The sequence below is a fragment of the Rhizobium sp. BK456 genome, from assembly GCF_014194045.1.
Lineage (GTDB): Bacteria > Pseudomonadota > Alphaproteobacteria > Rhizobiales > Rhizobiaceae > Rhizobium > Rhizobium redzepovicii.
In genome coordinates this window covers 104,218-121,144 of sequence record NZ_JACIAO010000014.1, presented here as the reverse complement: position 1 = coordinate 121,144, position 16,927 = coordinate 104,218, and the positions used below count along the sequence as shown (strand labels likewise).

The window sequence follows — 16,927 nt, the reverse complement described above, 5'->3', positions numbered from 1 at the left end:
AAAGCCGCATACCGCGGCTTTTTCAGTGTCCGAATGTCTTTGGCCTCCCCATCATGCCGATCATTTGCTATCGATCGGGGTGAAGAGCGTTGGCGCATCCGAGGTTGCATTTTGCCTAAGTAAACACCGGTCTCACTCCAGTTTCACCCGTACTGCCGTCTAGCGACATGCTGGCGGCATGCGACCATGTTCATCGGGTGGTGGCGAGAGACCGGTTTGGCATTGTTCCAATGTGCCATGTGCAGTTCCGCTGTCTCAGCTCTTCAGCCGCCCACAACATCGCCACACCGCGCCCGCAAGGGTTTCTCCTGCACCATCTCGATGGACTTCCGAACGGAAGACCAAGACGATATGTGCAAGACGCTTCAGGTCCGATGGACCATTATTCCCAAGACAGCTCCCCAGCCCTGGATCGCATGCGGCGGATGCGGAGGCATGAGAGCCTTCCAATCCAGCGGCAAGATTCGGCTGAACGCCAACGGCCGCAAACTGGATGCCTGGCTGATCTACAAATGCCTGACCTGCGAAAGGACATGGAACCGGCCGATCTTCGAGCGCCGCAATGTCCGCGACATCGATCCTGCGGTCCTTGACGCGCTGCAGGCCAACGATCCGGACTGGATCCGGGCAGAGACCTTCAACCTCGATGCTCTCCGACGCAAATCGCTGCGTATGGACGAGTTTGCCGAATTTGAAATCACCAAGGAGATGCGGCACGAAACCGCAAATTGGACGACATTGGCAATCGAACTGACGGTCCCTGTCCCAACAAGCACCCGCCTCGACCGTCTGCTGGCCTCGGAACTGAAGCTTTCACGCTCGAGACTGCAGGCCCTTCACACTGAAGGCATGGTTCGGACGGATCCTGAGAAGGCGGACATCCTGCGACACCGCCTGAGGAACGGCACCCTTGTGACGATCGACCTCTCTATGGAGGCCGAGCGAGAGCAATCGTGGAAAGCTCTGGCGATAGGCATTTGTGCAGCGGAGCAGTGATCAACGAACAAGCGCCGCGATCCGATCGCGGCGCTTGCTCTCACCTCTGCATGAAAACCATTATTCGTCGCGATAGACTTTTTCGCGGCGTTCGTGGCGCTCCTGCGCCTCGATCGACAGCGTCGCGATCGGGCGGGCGTCGAGACGCTTGAGGCCGATTGGTTCGCCGGTTTCCTCGCAATAGCCGTAAGTACCGTCTTCGATGCGCTGCAGTGCCGCGTCGATCTTGGAAATCAGCTTTCTCTGCCGATCACGGGCGCGAAGTTCGATCGCCCGGTCGGTTTCCGAGGACGCCCGGTCGGCGAGGTCGGGATGGTTTGCGCTTTCCTCGGCCAGGTGGTCGAGGGTTTCGCGCGCTTCTCGAAGGATATCATTTCTCCATGCAACCAGCTTGGTCCTGAAGTAGGCACGCTGGTTTACGTTCATGAACTCTTCCTCTTCCGAGGGAACGTAATTGCTAAGATCGATCTTCTCACTCAACGCGATTCTCCTGAAGAACATCTCATCTGGGCGGGTGTATATCCCAAGCGCTAGCCGCGATTCAAGCCAAATACGACAGGTAAACAGATTTTTAAATCTGTTACAATTTTAGGCTAACGATCTATTTTGTCATGGTTATTCCGGCTACCGTTTTCTTCTTCGCCTTCAAAACGCCGTGTTGTCAGCCACGTTTTGCGCCGTCGCAGCATGGCCAGCGATTGACGGCGGCCAAGCGCAACCGCTACTGAAAAGACCCGCCCGATCCTGGATTTGCCCATGACCGTACCGCTGCCTCCGCCGAACCGCATCTATCTCCTGCGTCATGCCGAGGCGGCCTGGGCCGAACCCGGACAGCGCGATTTCGACCGGCCGCTCAACGAAAAGGGCTTCGGCGATGCCGAGATCATTGCCGACAAAGCCGCCGACAAGGGCTACCGTCCCGATCTGCTGATCAGTTCGACGGCGCTGCGCTGCCGCGGCACTGCCGATGCGGTCCATCGGGCGATGGGCCTTACGCTCGACATCCGTTATGTTGATGCGCTCTACAACGCCACGGTCGATAACTACCTGGAAATCGTCGATTCGCAGGAAGAGGCGGCCGTCATGCTGGTCGGCCACAATCCAACCATGGAGCAGGCGCTGGAGGCGCTGATCGGCCATGAGGCGATGGCAAGCGCCCTTCCCGGCGGCTTCCCGACGGCGGGCCTTGCCGTCGTCGATTACGACGCTTCAGCCGGCGGTTGGCGTCTCATCGATTTCGTGGTTGTCTGAAAGCTTTCGCGCCGCGTCTTTTTCAGGCGGCACGTCCTTCCTATATTGCCGGCAGTCACCAACCGGAATTGCGCCTTGCCGCCACGCCTCACATCCTTTGCCGACGACGCCCGCATCGCCCTCGACAATCTCGCCGATCGGGCAAGCGGCCTCGTCAATCCGACCGTGCGGCTCGGCGTCACGGGCCTCTCCCGCTCCGGCAAGACGGTCTTCATTTCCTCGCTGGTACACAATCTTCTGCATGGCGGCCGCCTGCCGCTGTTCGAGCCGGTGCAGTCCGGCCGCGTCTCGGCGGTGCGGCTGGAGCCGCAGCCCGACGATGCCGTACCGCGCTTCCAATACGAGGATCATATCCGCGCGCTGGTGAAGGATCGTATTTGGCCGGATTCGACCCGCGCCATCTCTGAGCTGCGCATCACACTGGATTATCAGAGCGCCAGCGGCTGGAACCGGCTGTTTTCGCCCGGCCGTTTGTCGATCGATATCGTCGACTATCCGGGCGAATGGCTGCTCGACCTGCCGCTGCTCGGCAAGGATTACCGCACCTTTAGTGAGGAAACGATCGCGCTAGCGAAAACCGGCGTCCGCTCCGAACTGTCGCGCGGATGGCTGGCGCTGACCCATGCCGCCGATATCCAGGCCGGCGCCGACGAGATGATCGCCCGCGGCCTCGCCACCGCCTTTGCCGATTATCTCAAGGCCTGCAAGGCCGACGAACGCTCGCTCTCCACCCTGCCGCCCGGCCGCCTGCTGCTGCCCGGCGATCTCGACGGCTCGCCGGCGCTGACCTTCGCACCGCTGGCCTTGCCGGCGGACGGCCGTCCCGGGCGCAACTCGCTCTGGACGATGATGGAGCGGCGCTACGAGGCCTATAAATCAGTCGTCGTCAAACCCTTCTTCCGCGAGCATTTCGCCCGGCTCGACCGCCAGATCGTGCTGGTCGATGCGCTTCAGGCGATGAACCGCGGCCCCGAAGCCGTCCAGGATCTGGAACGCGCGCTGACCGATGTGCTCGCCTGTTTCCGCCCCGGCACCAATTCGCTGCTCTCCTCGCTGCTCGGGCGCCGCATCGACCGCGTGCTGGTCGCCGCGACCAAGGCCGATCATCTCCACCATGAAAGCCACGACCGGCTCGACGCGCTGACCCGCCGCCTGGTCGATCGCGCCATCGACCGCATCGGCATGGCGGGTGCGGGCATCGACGTCATGGCGCTTGCCTCCGTGCGCGCCACCCGAGAGGCATCCGTCAAGCGCGACGGACATGACCTGCCTGTCATCGTCGGCACGCCGATGGAGGGCGAAACCATCGCCGGCGAGCGTTTCGACGGCCAGAGAAAGACCGCGATCTTTCCCGGCGACCTGCCGGCGGATCCAGAAAGCCTGTTCGACCGCATCGCCGCGGGCGAGAGCGGCTTGCGGCTGCCTGATGTCAATGTCGTCAGGTTCCGCCCGCCTCAGCTTGAGGAAACCGGCGGCGGCATCAAGCTGTCGGTCCCGCATATCCGCCTCGACCGCGCCATGCAGTTCCTGTTCGGAGATCGTCTCGCATGAGCCAGCCCCCCTCCGATCCGCCACGCCGCCCGCCCGCGGCTTTCATCTACGAGGACGAGGCCACCGAGCGCCTTGACAACGGCCGCCAGGCAGAGCAGCGGCGCAAGCCGGAAAGCTTCTCCGAAAACATCGTCGTGACGGCGGATGAGGACGATCCCTTCCTCAATCCCGACAAGGATCTGAGCGCAGTGCCCGTGGCAACGCCGCTGAGACGCCGAACCTCCTTCGGCAAGATCGCCGCCGGCGCCTTCGGCATTCTGCTGTCGCTTGGCATCGGCCTCTGGACCGATAGGCTGATCCGCGATCTCTTCACCCGTGCCGACTGGTTGGGCTATGCGGCGCTGGCCGTGCTTGCGGTCGGCATCCTCGCCGTGCTTGCGCTCATCATCCGCGAAACATTAGGGATGATGCGCCTTGCCGCCGTCCAGGCGATCAAGGCCGAAGCGGAAGCCGCGATGGTCGAAACCCGGCCGGCACGGGCGCGCGCCGTCGTCGCCCGCCTGAGCACGCTGCTGTCGGCCAATCCCGAGACATCGAAGGGCCGCGCCACGCTGAAGGCGACGGAAAGCGAGGTCATCGATCCCCCGCATCTGATTGCGCTCGCCGAACGGGAATTGCTCACGCCCCTCGACCGCAAGGCCCGTGCCCTGATCGTCAACGCCTCCAAGCGCGTCTCAATCGTCACCGCCGTCAGCCCGCGCGCCGTGGTCGACCTGCTCTACGTCCTCTATGAGGCCGTGCGTCTTATCCGAGCTATGGCCGAGCTTTACGGCGGCCGTCCCGGCACGCTCGGCATGTTCCGTCTGCTGCGCGACGTGCTGGCGCATCTGGCCGTCACCGGCTCGATCGCCGTCGGCGACAGCCTCGTCCAGCAGGTGCTCGGCCATGGGCTGGCCTCCAAGCTCTCGGCCCGGCTCGGCGAAGGCGTCATCAACGCCCTGATGACCGCCCGCATTGGAATCGCGGCAATGGATCTCTGCCGCCCGCTCGCCTTCCATGCCCTGAAGCGGCCGGGAATCGGCGATTTCATCGGCGACCTCACGCCCTCCATGTCGCCGCGCGGCAACACTCCTTGAGAGTCGGAGCAATTCCGCACACTTTGCCATCCCTAACGGAATGTTGGCGAAATTACAGCAGATTCAAGGCTCTAATAGCGACAAGCTAAAATCTGGACCGCGCGAAACCCCTGTATTCCAGCGCATTTCGGCACGATTGAAAGGAAGGATTAACCATTCCCAGGCAAAACTTGCAGCCAGTTCGTGAGTGGTGTTTGCCAAGGAAAATCCATGTATTCGCGCAAGTTTCTCATTATATGCGGTCTGGCCGCCGCGGCATTGTCTCCCGTCGCAGACGTCGCTCCGGCAGCTACCGCCGCAACCCGTGACAAGGCCTTCTTCGATTCCGTCGCCGGCTCATGGAAGGGCCCGGGCGAAATCGTCGCCGGCAAATACAAGGGGACGAAATTCACCTGCAACCTGATCGGCGAGCCCACGGGCGACAGCGGCGCCGGCATCAAGCTCGACGGCACCTGCCGCGTCGGCGTCTTCAAGCAGCCGATGACAGCCGTCATCTCGCAGTCGGGCTCGACCTACAAGGGCAAGTTCCTTGACGGCGCCGCCGGCAAGGGTCTTGACGTCGTCTCTGGCGCCGTCAGCGAAGATACCGTCGTCGTCGGCATCAACCGCGCCAAGCTGAACGGCGCGATGATCGCCCGCGTGCGTGATGACAAGACGATGAACGTCACTGTTTCGGTCAAGGTCGAAAGCCAGATGATCCCGGTCATCGGCCTGACGCTGACCCGCCAGGTCGACGAGATGGCCGTCGGGTCCATCCAGTAGATCAATCGCACCGCGGATTTTCCTGAAGCTACAGCGCATTTTCCTGAAGCGGCGGGTTTCCCGCCGTTTTCCGTTTCAGGATCTCTGCCTCAGGTTTGGAGCCACCAGTCGCGGCTGTTGTTGGCGACTTCGATGCCCGCTACCTCTGCATCTTCAAGCCAGTCGCTGACCGCCCTGCCCTTGACGATAAGGTCCGGCGCGATATCGGCAAGCGGCATCAGCACGAAACTGCGATCGGTCATGCGCGGATGCGGCAGTTCCAGCCGCGGCGCCTCCTGGATGACGTCGCCATAGGTCAGCACGTCGATGTCGAGTGTGCGCGGCCCCCAGCGCTCGATACGCTCGCGTTTCATCTCCCGTTCGATCGACAGGCAGACATCGAGCAAAGCCTCCGGCTCCAGCCGGGTTTCGACGGCAGCGCAGGCGTTGAAGAAGAAGGATTGGTCGGTCTTGCCCCAGGGTGGCGTGCGGTAGAGCCGCGAGACCGCCGTAACCCGGCAGTCATCTCGTCCGTCCAGCCGCTGCAGTGCGACGGCCATCGCCTTGACGGGATCGCCGATGTTGCCGCCGAGGCCGAGTGTGGCCGATTGCAATGCAGTCTCAGGCAAAGTGTTCAACGCTCACCTGCACGAAATCGAGCACGCCGGGCACCGGCGCATTCGGCTTGCGCACCGTGATCTTTGCGCGCCGGACCTGCGGGAATGTATCGCAGAGTCCCTTGGCGATATCGAGCGCCAGGGCCTCGATCAGGTAACGCCGTTTGCCGGTGACGATCCCCTCGATCACCGTGAAGGCGATGCCGTAATTGACGGTATCGTCGATCGAATCGCTTTTCAGCGCCTCGCCGGCAACGACATCGAGCTCGGCATCGACGAAGAAGCGCTGGCCGAGGAATTCCTCCTCGTCGTGCACGCCGTGGCGCGCAAAGAAGGCGCAGTTCTGCAGCGTGATCGTGTAGGTGGTCATGTCGGCCGCTTCCTCTCGAATTCCTGGCGCGCATTCAGCATAGCATCGGCGATATCAAGCGCATCCCTGTTGATTGCGACATTGTGCACCCGGAAAACAGCAGCCCCTTGAAGCCTGAGCAGGGCGCTGGTGACGGCCGTCGCCGCATCCCTGTCTGCCGCCTCACGCCCCGTCACCGCGCCGAGGAAGCGCTTGCGCGACGTCCCGGCAAGCAGCGGCAGTCCGAAGCGGGAAAGTTCGGAAAATCGCGCCATCAGTTCGAGGTTCTCCTCCGCCGTCTCCTTGGCAAAACCGAAGCCCGGATCGAGCACGATGCGGTCGCTGTTGACGCCGGCGGCCTGAGCGATCTCAAGCGACCGCTTGAGAAAATGCACTTGGTCGGCAATCACGTCCGGAAGCTTCGCCCTGTCGCGGCCGGTATGCATGATGCAGAGCCCGGCCCCGGTCGCCGCGGCGATGTCGGCGATATCGGGCTCCTTCTGCAGCCCGAACACATCGTTGACGATATGGGCGCCGGCACTGACCGCCAGCCGCGCCGTTTCGGCGCGATAGGTATCGATCGAGATCAGCGCCTGGGTGCGCCCGCGCAGCGCCTCGATGACCGGCAGCACGCGCGCCTGCTCCTCGGAAGGACTGACGGCAGCGGCGTTCGGGCGGGTCGATTCCCCGCCGATGTCGACAATCCCGGCACCCTCGCTCACCGCGCGAAGCGCGTGCTCGACAGCAGCATCGACGGTTTCGAAGCGTCCGCCGTCGGAAAAGGAGTCCGGCGTCACATTGATGATCGCCATGATGAGAGAACGACGGCCGAGTTCGATCTCCCGGCCATGGCCCACACGCCATAAACTGCCTTCGAACCCTGTCACCAGACTTATCCTATCGATCGCGAAAAAAGCGCCATCCGATATTGCGCTTGCGGTGGCTATGCCCCAAGCTCCGGTCGATTTCAACACGGGTTGCGTTCAGAATGCCGCTTGCAGTGCGTTATATGGTCCTTCCTATCGCCTTTTCCATTGCTCTTTCCGTCTGCAGCCCAGTGGCAGCAGAAGTGATCGCATCGAAAAGCTATTCCTATTTCGACATCCGCGGCAAAACCGCGGATGAGCTCGACCGCGAACTCAGCCGGCGCGGCCCGACCTCGAGCGGTTCCTCGGCGCGCCACCCCGGCGCCACCAAGATCCGCTTCGGCGGTGAAGCCACCTATATCCAGGATAACGGACGTTGCCGTGTCGGCAACGTCAAGGTCACGGTCCACACCCAGATCATCCTGCCGCGCTGGAACAGCCGCAAGGGCGCCAGCAAGGAGCTGTCAATGATCTGGGACGCCCTGTCGAGCGATATCAAGCGCCACGAGGAGCGCCATGCCGAAATCGCCCGCGATCAGGCCCGCGCCATGGAACGCGCCATCCGCACCTTGCCTCAGCAGCGCAGCTGCGAGGCCATGCAGGAACTCGTCTCAGGCGAATCAGCTCGCGGTATAGAGGAGCACGATCGGCAGCAGGCGCGATTCGACCGGGTCGAGGCGGTCAATTTCCAGAAGCGCATGCTGAGATTGTTGAACAATCGAATCAACGGCCGAGCCGGCGCAAAATAAGGCTTTTTCAGTCTGGTTGCGAGCGGAAAACCTTAGCTGGACAACGAAACTTGTGCGAAACTTGCACCCTCCCCAGTGATTGAATGGTCATTTTTCATCCTGGCAGACTCAACCGGGACGCGTTAATATGAACACATTCGAAAGTGCAGCTACGGCATCTGCTCTTTCATCGCTGGGTTCTCCTGGCGCGTTCCGAAGCCGCGGATGTTCCTCCCTCATCCGTAGGTAATGCGCCCGCCTCGCCTCGCTCGCACCAGCGCGCGAGGCGTCTTTTTTGTGGATCCCATTCCGGCGAAGTGTGCAGCTCGGCGCTTAAGCCTGGCGTTCCGGCACGTGCACCACGAGCCCGTCATAGGCAGCCTTCATGCGGATCTGACAGGACAGCCGCGAGGTCGGGCGCACATCGAAGGCGAAGTCGAGCATATCTTCTTCCATCGCTTCCGGCTGGCCGACTTGCTCTGTCCATGCCTCATCGACATAGACATGACAGGTCGCGCAGGCGCAAGCGCCGCCGCATTCAGCCTCGATGCCGGGCACCGAATTGCGCACGGCATTCTCCATGACGGTGGAGCCTTGGTCGACATCGAGGTCGAAGCGCGTGCCGTCGAAGGCGACGATGGTAAGTTTTGGCATCAGGACTATTTCCGGTCTTCAAATGATGGGCGGATTTTCTTCCGACAATTCGACGCTTCAGTCAACATCGGGAAAGTCGCCATAACCTCGCAGATCGGGCCTCCGCCCGCCGTCTTCAAAGCGTCATGGAAGACGTCGCAAAAAGACCCGCGGTTCCGCAATGGAACAACGGGCCTCATTCAAACGATCTCAAACAAGGATCAGCCGCGGCAGAGCTTGAGGATGAAATTCTCGGCGTCGATGACGGCGGCACCGAGCGCTGCCGTCGCCCCGGCGTCACCGCCGGTTTCCTCGACGGCTTCGGCCGTCTGCGACACGCGGAACGCCCCCACCGAGCTTGCCGCGCCCTTCAGGCGGTGTGCGGCCGCGCCGACGCGGATGGTTTCGCCGCTCGCAATATCCTGCAGGCATGCGCGAGCCTGGCGCGCAAACATCTGAAGGACTTCGATTTCCAGCGACTTGTCGCCCATCGTCTGCTTGGCGAGATGGACGAGATCGATCGGCCGGACCTTGGAGGGACAGGGTCCCTTTGCATTATCCGGCGCCTCGAATACGATGTTCAAAGCTGCCATCTGAGCTGCCATTGCCAATTCTCCCGTCTCGTGTCGTGCGCAGTTGCAACAGTTCTGCGACAGGAGGGTGGCCATCGCGTTAAATTCCGGCACATGCAGGGCGGAAATCTCGCCATATGGTTAACATCCGTTAAATATCGCTAAATTATTGGTTTTTAAGCGGTGCCGCAGATCTAAAGATGTTAACAACGGGTTAACGAGCTTGGAATCTCAAGCCTTCATTAATTGTGTGAAGAGCCCAGATGTGTCACTACGATACTGGTGGAGCGGGTTTATGGTACGCGCCTTTGCCGAGCGAGTGGATAATGGTAGTGTTTTGATACCTTCCGTTTGAAAAAGCGGCTATCTACTCTGAAATGACATGCTTATCCGTCCGTCGTTGGGATGGAAGGCTGGAACGGCAAAGTTGTTCCCCGGCGAGGCGGAAGCCCGGGATTGCGCTGCCGGACCGGCCGACAGTAACGAGGCATAACCAATGGCGAACAACAAATATAACGAGTCGATTGAGGACAAGGCGTTCAAGGCATTGGACGAGGCGCTCCAGATCGACTTCGGCAAAGATAACGTGCCGTCTCGCCGCGGCGATGCGCCAGAGGCCCCGGAGGCTAATGTGTCTGATCCAGTGAATGCGCGTAACCAGCAGGCCCAGGAAGAAGCGCAGCGCCGCAACCGCCGCAGCGCCGGGGCCGAGCAGGCTTCCAGGGGGCCGGCTTTCACGCCCGCCAACGATGCCAGCCGCAACACGCCCGCCTCGATTCTGAAATCCTTCGACGGCGCCTCCAGCCGCTCGGCGGTGCGCACCGCCACGCTGTTCTCAGTGCTTTGGGTCATGGGCGGCCTCGGCCTGATGTCGCTGCTTTATGCCCCGCAGATCTGGCAGATCCGTTCGCTCGCCGATCTCGTCGCCCTGCCTGGCGTCATCGCCGGCCTCGTCGGCATCATTATCCCCGTCATGATGTTCTATGCTTTCGCCATCATGATCGCCCGCGCCCAGGACATGCGCAACGCCGCCCGTTCCATGGCGGAGGTCGCATTGCGACTGGCGGAGCCGGAAACCATCGCCTCCGAGCGCATCATGACCGTCGGCCAGGCCGTGCGCCGTGAGGTCTCGGCCATGAATGAAGGCATCGAACGCACCATTGCGCGTGCGTCCGAACTCGAAACGCTTGTCCATTCCGAAGTCAATGCACTTGAACGCTCCTATGCCGACAACGAGTTGCGCGTCCGCGGCCTCGTCCACGAACTTGGCTCGGAGCGCGAGGCGATCGTCAACCATGCCGATCGCATCCGCACCTCGATCGGCAGCGTCCATGACCAGTTGAAGGAAGAGCTCTCGCTGGCAACCGAAGAGATCGCCGTGCGGCTTTCCACATCGGGCGAGGCCTTTGCCTCGCTGATCGATACGCGCGCCGCGACGATTCTGGAAAAATCGGACAATGCCCTGCAATCGATCGGCAGCCTGCTCGCCGCCAAGACCGATAGCCTGCTGCAGACGCTGAACGCATCGGGTTTCGCGCTCGCCACCGAATTCGACAACCGCCTCGAAGCGCTCTCCGTCAACCTCAATGACCATGGCGAAAAACTGCTCAGCCAATTCGAGACGCGCGCCTCGACCATGGACAGCAGCACTGAGAAGCTGAATGCCGCGCTGCACGAGCGCACGCAGCAGCTCAGCGAGATACTGATCGCCCGCACCCGCGAGATCAATGAGAGCCTCACTTCAGGTGAACGCACCATCGGCGGCACGCTTGACGACGTGCTGTCGAAGCTGAACAGCGCCCTCGATGAAAAGGGAGCGAGCTTCCGCCAGAGCCTGCAGAGCACCGCCGACGACGCCGTCATGGATCTCGACGTCCGCTCCGGCTTCTTCGAAGAACGGCTCCAGACGACCGTCGCCCAGCTGTCTACCGCCTTCGACGAACGAGTCGCTGAATTCACTAGCGCCTTCGACAAGCGCACCGGCTCGCTCGACACCAAGCTGATGGAGAGCCTCGCCCGCATCAACGAGACGCTGACCGGCGGCTCGGATTCGATCGACGGCATCCTAAGTTCCGGCATCGACCGGCTGAGCTCCTCGATGACCGACCAGTCGCTGGCACTCGCCACTGCGCTTTCCACCGGCCACGAAGTGCTGGAAAGCGCGCTCGGCACCCGGGCGGACGAAATCACCGCGGCGCTCACCAACCGCACCGGCGAACTGACTTCGGCGCTGCAGAGCGCCACTTCGGAAATCGCGCTGACGCTTGCATCCGGCACCTCCGATCTCCAGAACAATCTTCAGGCCCGCTCGGCCGAATTCCGCGACACGCTGCGCACCACCACCAGCGATCTGACCACCGCCGTTGCCGCCGGCACCGAGCAGGTCACCGCAGCCTTCGGCGGCCGCGGCGAGGAGCTGAGCGGCATGCTGACTGCCCGCGCTGCCGAAATCAGCGAGGCGCTCGGCACGGCCCACGGCCGCATCGACAGCGTCATGGCCGAGCGCGGCGGTGCGCTTGTCGATGCGCTTACCACCCATCACAGCCGCTTCGAAGAAGCGCTGACATCACGCGCCGATGCCATCATCGATGCCGTCTCCGGCACCCATGACCGTCTGGCCGAGACGCTCGACGAAAAGGCGATGGCCCTCGCCATCTCCCTCAACGAGAGCCAGGCCCGCATCGAGGATACGCTCGAGACCCGCTCGGAAGCGCTGCTGAGCGCGGTATCGGGCACGCATGACCGCCTCTCCGAGACACTCGATGAAAAGGCCATGGCGCTCGCCATTTCGCTCAATGAAAACCAGGCCCGCATTGAAGATACGCTCGAGACCCGCTCCGCGGCCCTGCTGAACGCCGTCTCCGGCACCCATGACCGCCTGTCCGAAACGCTGGACAGCAAGGCCGCCGCCCTGACCACCTCGCTCGATGAGCGCCATGCCCGCATCGACAATGCGCTTGGAACCCGTGCCGAGGCATTGCTGAACACCGTGTCCGGCACGCGCGACCGACTTGCCGAGACCCTCGACGAAAAGGCGGCGGCCTTCGCCATCTCCTTGAACGAGAGCCAGGCCCGCATCGAAGAGACGCTTCAGACCCGCTCGGCGGCTCTGCTGAACGCTGTCTCCGGCACGCATGATCGTCTGTCCGAAACGCTGGAAGGCAAGGTGGAAGCTTTTGCCACCTCGCTCAGCGAAGGCCAGGCTCGCATCGAGGAGACGCTCGAAAGCCGCTCCGCGGCCCTGTTGAATGCGGTCTCCGGCACCCATGAGCGCCTGTCCGAAACGCTGGATGAAAAGGCGATGACGCTCGCCATCTCGCTGAATGAGAGCCAGTCACGGATCGAAGACACGCTCGAAGCGCGCTCCGAAGCCTTCCTCAAGGCCGTGTCCGGCACGCATGAGCGGCTTTCGGAAACGCTCGATGAAAAGTCGGCAGCCCTCGCCGCCTCGCTCAACGAAGGTCAGAGCCGCCTGCAGGACACGCTTGACAGCCGCTCGGAATCCTTCCTCAGTGCGGTCTCCACTACCCACGACCGCCTGTCCGAGACACTCGACGACCGGGCAATGGCGCTTGCCATTTCGCTGAACGAGAGCCAGAGCCGCCTCGAGGAAACCCTGACCTCAGGCGCCGATGCCATCACCCAGGCGGTCTCCGGCACGCATGACGGCCTGAACGGTGTGCTCGACCGGAAAGCTGCGGCCATCGCCTCCTCGCTGAATGAAGGCCAGGCCCGCCTCGAGGAAGCCCTGGTGCACCGCACCGCCGCGATCATCGGTGCCGTAACGGCAACGCACGACAGGCTGACCGACACGCTCGACGAAAAGACCATGGCGCTCGCCATTTCGCTCGACGACAACCAGAGCCGCTTCGACAGCGTGCTCGAAGCGCGCAGCAACGCCATCATGGAGGCCGTCTCCGGCGCCGAGTCGCGCGTCGCCGGCGCCTTCACCGACAAGACCGATGCTATCCGCGCCGCTTACACCGACAATCAGCAACGGCTCGAAAATGCGCTTTCCGAGCATAGTGCCGCCCTTTCCGGCGTTCTCGATGCCGGCGGCGCTCGCTTCGAGGATCTCGTCGGCGGCCTGACCGGCCGCATCGAAGGTCGTCTGAGCGATGCCCATGCGCGGCTCGGAGGCCTCGCCGACGAGGCCGCGGCGCGTATCGAAGGCGGGCTCACCTCTGCCCATGAGCGCATCCGCACGACGCTTGAAGATCGCGCCAATGCCATCGATCTGTCGCTGAACCAGGCCCATACGCTTATCAACGATACGCTGACGGAACACGCGACCAGCATCGGCACCTCGGTGGCGACGAGCGTCAGCATGCTCGAAATGTCGCTGGAGGACCGTGAAGCCTCGATCCGCCAGGCTATCGATGCCAGCGCCCAGACGTTGGAAGAGCGCATGCATGCCGGCGCCGGCCAGATCGCCGGCCGCTTCCAGGAGGCGGCAAATGCGATTTCCACCTCCACGCAGAATTTCTCCGCCCAACTCGATCAGTCTGTCGAAAGCCTGACCGGCCGTTTTGAAGAAACCGGATCGCGGGTGGAATCCGGTCTAGCGGCGATCGAGACCCGCATCAGCAACGGCGTCGGCGGTGTCGCCGAAAGGGTCGAAGCCGCCAGCGGCCAGCTCTCCGGCGTGCTTGCCGACGGCATCTCCCGTATCAGCGCGCTTAGCGACGACGCCAACCGGCGTATCACCGCGACGCTCGAAGGCAGCGCCGCAAACCTCACCCAGGCGATCGACAGCCGCGCCGCCAATCTGGCCGAGACGCTCGACAGCCGCGCTACAACCCTGACCGGCGCCATCGACGGCCGCACCGCCAGCCTTGGCGAAACCCTCGACCGCGGCAATGAACGCATCGAGGAACGTCTGTCCACCATGGATCGTGCGTTGACCGTCGGCCTCGATGCCGTCAACCGCACCATCGAAGGCAAGGCCGCCGGCCTCGCCTCGACGCTGCGCAGCGCGGTTGCCGAGGCGGCCCAGGGAATGGAAGGCGAAGCGACGAGAACCACCGAGCTGCTCGGCAAGACCGGCCAGCAATTCGCCGTCGATCTCAATGCGAAAAGCGACGAATTCACCCGCACCATGGATGAGCGCTCGTCGCAGATCGTCACCCGCGTCGCCGAAGCCCAGAGCCGGCTGGCAAGCCAGGCCGCCGCCGTCGCCCAGACCTTCTCGGAAGCCGGCAACGCCATCGTCAACAAGGTTGCCGAGGCCGAGACCATCGTCGGTACGCAGGTCAATGCCATCTCCAAGGCGCTGTCGGATGCCGGCCAGTCTCTGGAGACGCGCGGCGATGCCATCCGCTCAACGTTGTCGGGAGCCGGCAACGAGATTTCCGCCACCATGGCGGATGTCGATCGGGCGCTCGAAGCCCGCAGCAACGCTATCCGCTCCAATCTCGAGGAGCGCGCCCGCGAGATCGATACGACCTTCTCCGGCATCGACCGGGCGCTCGAAGCGCGCGGCAATTCGATCCGCGCGACACTCGACGAGCGCACCCGCGACCTCAACTCGATGCTCGCTGGCCGTTCGGTCGAATTGACGCGCATCCTCGACGAAACTGCCCGTCCGATCATCGACCGATATACCGATGCCGGCGAACAGGCCGCCGCCCGCATCACCGCAGCAGCCAACCTCAGCGCCGACCGTCTGCGTACCGAAAACGAAGCGCTCGCCAGCGCCGTTGCCGCCCGCACCGAGAATGTCGCCAACGCCGTCAGCGCCATCGAAAACAGCCTGGTCGGCAACGTCAACGGCCTCGTCGAGCGCATGTCGGAAAGCAGCGCGGCGATGGCGATGATGATGAACCGCGCCGTCGAGCAGCTGACCAGCGTCGACAGCCGTCTCGGCGAAACCACGACGCGCTTTGCCGACTCCACCACCAAGGCTGCCGAGATGGTCAACGCCTCGACCCGGCTTCTCGAAGGCAAGGTCGACCGCCTCTCTGACATTTCGGGGCAGACGCTGTCACAGGTCGGCGGCATCATCGGCCGGTTCGACGAACACTCCAAGGTCCTGACACAGGCCTCGCAGCTTCTCGGCGCCGCCCAGTCCAACCTTGCCTCGACGCTCGAAGAGCGCGAAGGCGCGCTGCAAGCGCTCTCCGTCAGCCTGGTTCAACGCTCCGACGAGATCGAGAAGACCATGCGCGGCCTCGGCGGCATGATCGAGACCGTGTTCGAGCGAGCCGAACAGCGCTCCAGCCAGGTCACCGGCAATCTGCGCCAGGGCGTGCAGTCCTCCTTCGCCGATATCGGCCGCATTCTTACCGAAACCGAGAAACGCGCCCAGGAAGCCGCCGAGACGATGCGCGAGGCGATCACCCGCGCCGGCGACGAGGCCAATACGACGATCGACGGCACCTTCGCCAATGTCGAGCGTCGCTCCGGCGACCTCTCCAACCGCATACGCGGTGGCCTGACGGCGTCGCTGTCGGAAGTCGAGCGCATGCTCGGCGAAGCCGGCCGCGCCTCCGACGGCGCCGCCCAGCACATGCGCGAAGCATTGCGCGAAGCGATCGATGATGCCGTCGGCCGCTTCTCCGGCGCCACCGATGATATCCGCCGCTCCGCCGCCGACATCCGCAACGAGCTCGACGCCACCCGCGCCGAACTGAAGCGCGGCGCCTTCGACCTTCCCGAGGAAGCCAAGGAAAGCGCCTCGGCCATGCGCCGGGCCGTCGCCGAGCAGATTAAGGCGCTGCAGGATATCTCCCAGCTCGTCGGCCGCTCCAGCCAGCAGCTCGAGATCTCTGAGCCCGTCGCCCGCACGCTCGCCCAGGCGCAGCCGGCCCCGCGTGCCGCCCAGCCGATCCCAAGTCAGCCGATCGCAAGTCAGCCGGTGACGCCCCCGCCGCCACAGCCGGCAGCGCCCGCGCCGATCGAAGCGACGGGCCTGCGCGGAACGATCGCCCCGCCGGCACCGGCTGCCGCTCCCCAGCGCGCCGCTCCGCAGCCCGCGCCTGCCCGTCAGGAACCAGGCCGCCAGGAACCGGCTCGTGCCGAAAGCGGCGGCTGGATCAGCGATCTGCTGCGCGGCGCATCACGTGAGGAGGCCGCCGACGAGGCGCCTGCCCGTGCCCCGGCTCGCTCGGCGGAAACCGCCACACCGGCCGCACGCAGCAGTGACATCCGCAATCCGCGCCATGTCGTCGAATCGCTGAACTCGCTCTCTGTCGATATCGCCCGCGCCATCGATCACGACGCCTCGGTCGATCTGTGGCGCCGCTATCAGCGCGGCGAGCGCGACGTCTTCACCCGCCGCCTCTACACGCTGAAGGGCCAGCAGACCTTTGACGAGATCAAGCGCAAATATGACCGCGAACCGGAATTCCGCACCGCCGTCGATCGCTATATCGGTGATTTCGAAAAGCTACTGGCCGACGTCGCCCGCACCGACCCGAACCAGATCGTCTCGCAGTCCTACCTGACCTCAGATACGGGCAAGGTCTACACCATGCTTGCCCATGCCGCAGGCAGGCTCAGCTGAGTTTGCCGATTTCAATTGACGTTGAGGGAAAGCCGCTTGACCA

Annotated in this window: 13 protein-coding genes; 7 read left to right on the top strand and 6 right to left on the bottom strand. The window is 63.3% G+C overall.

The genetic code is table 11. From position 1 onward, the window contains the following. Positions 1 to 351 precede the first annotated feature (351 nt). A complete protein-coding gene (locus tag FHX03_RS30235) occupies positions 352 to 996 on the top strand; it encodes a DUF1062 domain-containing protein (RefSeq protein WP_131711038.1) in 645 nt (214 codons plus the stop codon). A gap of 60 nt (positions 997 to 1,056) precedes the next feature. On the opposite strand, the gene dksA is transcribed toward FHX03_RS30235, so the two are convergent. Beyond that, positions 1,057 to 1,476, bottom strand: coding sequence for an RNA polymerase-binding protein DksA (gene dksA, locus FHX03_RS30230; RefSeq protein WP_003569003.1), 420 nt, complete (start codon positions 1,474 to 1,476; stop codon positions 1,057 to 1,059). A 276-nt stretch (positions 1,477 to 1,752) separates the two neighbouring features. Here dksA and FHX03_RS30225 point away from each other — a divergent pair, with 276 nt between their 5' ends. The 4 genes from FHX03_RS30225 (at position 1,753) to FHX03_RS30210 (ending at position 5,636) form a co-directional block, all read left to right on the top strand. Continuing rightward, a complete protein-coding gene (locus tag FHX03_RS30225) occupies positions 1,753 to 2,247 on the top strand; it encodes a SixA phosphatase family protein (protein WP_097628582.1) in 495 nt (164 codons plus the stop codon). Between the two features lie 75 nt (positions 2,248 to 2,322). Beyond that, complete coding sequence (locus FHX03_RS30220; RefSeq protein ID WP_183856766.1) at positions 2,323 to 3,798, top strand: YcjX family protein; 1,476 nt, start codon at positions 2,323 to 2,325, stop codon at positions 3,796 to 3,798. Then, entirely contained in the window at positions 3,795 to 4,874 is a 1,080-nt protein-coding gene (locus tag FHX03_RS30215) for a YcjF family protein (protein WP_097628580.1), read from the top strand. The genes FHX03_RS30220 and FHX03_RS30215 overlap by 4 nt, the downstream gene beginning before the upstream one ends. 210 nt (positions 4,875 to 5,084) lie before the next feature. Beyond that, positions 5,085 to 5,636: a hypothetical protein gene (locus FHX03_RS30210; protein ID WP_003579600.1), complete on the top strand. Its 552-nt coding sequence runs from the start codon at positions 5,085 to 5,087 to the stop codon at positions 5,634 to 5,636. 89 nt (positions 5,637 to 5,725) lie between these two features. Here the strand turns inward: FHX03_RS30210 and folK are convergent, their stop codons facing one another. The 3 genes from folK to folP are packed head-to-tail and all read right to left on the bottom strand — an operon-like array spanning position 5,726 to position 7,468. Beyond that, positions 5,726 to 6,244, bottom strand: a complete 519-nt coding sequence (gene folK / locus FHX03_RS30205) for a 2-amino-4-hydroxy-6-hydroxymethyldihydropteridine diphosphokinase (RefSeq protein ID WP_183856826.1) — start codon at positions 6,242 to 6,244, stop codon at positions 5,726 to 5,728. Next, entirely contained in the window at positions 6,237 to 6,602 is a 366-nt protein-coding gene (folB, locus tag FHX03_RS30200; RefSeq protein ID WP_097628577.1) for a dihydroneopterin aldolase, read from the bottom strand. Before folB ends, folK begins: the two co-directional genes overlap by 8 nt. Continuing rightward, the gene (gene folP, locus FHX03_RS30195; RefSeq protein WP_097628576.1) at positions 6,599 to 7,468 is read right to left on the bottom strand and encodes a dihydropteroate synthase; all 870 of its coding nucleotides are present in this window, start codon (positions 7,466 to 7,468) and stop codon (positions 6,599 to 6,601) included. The genes folB and folP overlap by 4 nt, the downstream gene beginning before the upstream one ends. Before the next feature lie 101 nt (positions 7,469 to 7,569). Between folP and FHX03_RS30190 the strand changes: the two genes are divergently transcribed. After that, positions 7,570 to 8,196 (top strand): DUF922 domain-containing Zn-dependent protease, encoded by a 627-nt coding sequence (locus FHX03_RS30190; RefSeq protein ID WP_097628575.1) that lies wholly within the window; start codon positions 7,570 to 7,572, stop codon positions 8,194 to 8,196. 312 nt (positions 8,197 to 8,508) lie between these two features. Here the strand turns inward: FHX03_RS30190 and FHX03_RS30185 are convergent, their stop codons facing one another. Continuing rightward, the gene (locus FHX03_RS30185; RefSeq protein WP_085737415.1) at positions 8,509 to 8,829 is read right to left on the bottom strand and encodes a 2Fe-2S iron-sulfur cluster-binding protein; all 321 of its coding nucleotides are present in this window, start codon (positions 8,827 to 8,829) and stop codon (positions 8,509 to 8,511) included. A 200-nt stretch (positions 8,830 to 9,029) separates the two neighbouring features. Continuing rightward, the gene (locus tag FHX03_RS30180) at positions 9,030 to 9,413 is read right to left on the bottom strand and encodes an Hpt domain-containing protein (RefSeq protein WP_003569019.1); all 384 of its coding nucleotides are present in this window, start codon (positions 9,411 to 9,413) and stop codon (positions 9,030 to 9,032) included. Positions 9,414 to 9,876: 463 nt separating this feature from the next. On the opposite strand from FHX03_RS30180, the gene FHX03_RS30175 reads away from it, so the two are divergent. Then, on the top strand, positions 9,877 to 16,884 hold the full coding sequence (locus FHX03_RS30175) for a hypothetical protein (protein WP_183856764.1): 7,008 nt from the start codon (positions 9,877 to 9,879) through the stop codon (positions 16,882 to 16,884). Positions 16,885 to 16,927 lie beyond the last annotated feature (43 nt).

Bases quoted from the DNA above. Each gene is read 5' to 3' on its own strand.
- FHX03_RS30175 (WP_183856764.1), top strand. From the start codon at position 9,877: ATGGCGAACAACAAATATAACGAGTCGATTGAGGACAAGGCGTTCAAG.
- FHX03_RS30190 (WP_097628575.1), top strand. From the start codon at position 7,570: ATGCCGCTTGCAGTGCGTTATATGGTCCTTCCTATCGCCTTTTCCATT.
- folB (WP_097628577.1), bottom strand. From the start codon at position 6,602: ATGACCACCTACACGATCACGCTGCAGAACTGCGCCTTCTTTGCGCGC.
- FHX03_RS30215 (WP_097628580.1), top strand. From the start codon at position 3,795: ATGAGCCAGCCCCCCTCCGATCCGCCACGCCGCCCGCCCGCGGCTTTC.
- FHX03_RS30210 (WP_003579600.1), top strand. From the start codon at position 5,085: ATGTATTCGCGCAAGTTTCTCATTATATGCGGTCTGGCCGCCGCGGCA.
- FHX03_RS30225 (WP_097628582.1), top strand. From the start codon at position 1,753: ATGACCGTACCGCTGCCTCCGCCGAACCGCATCTATCTCCTGCGTCAT.
- FHX03_RS30185 (WP_085737415.1), bottom strand. From the start codon at position 8,829: ATGCCAAAACTTACCATCGTCGCCTTCGACGGCACGCGCTTCGACCTC.
- FHX03_RS30180 (WP_003569019.1), bottom strand. From the start codon at position 9,413: ATGGCAGCTCAGATGGCAGCTTTGAACATCGTATTCGAGGCGCCGGAT.
- FHX03_RS30235 (WP_131711038.1), top strand. From the start codon at position 352: ATGTGCAAGACGCTTCAGGTCCGATGGACCATTATTCCCAAGACAGCT.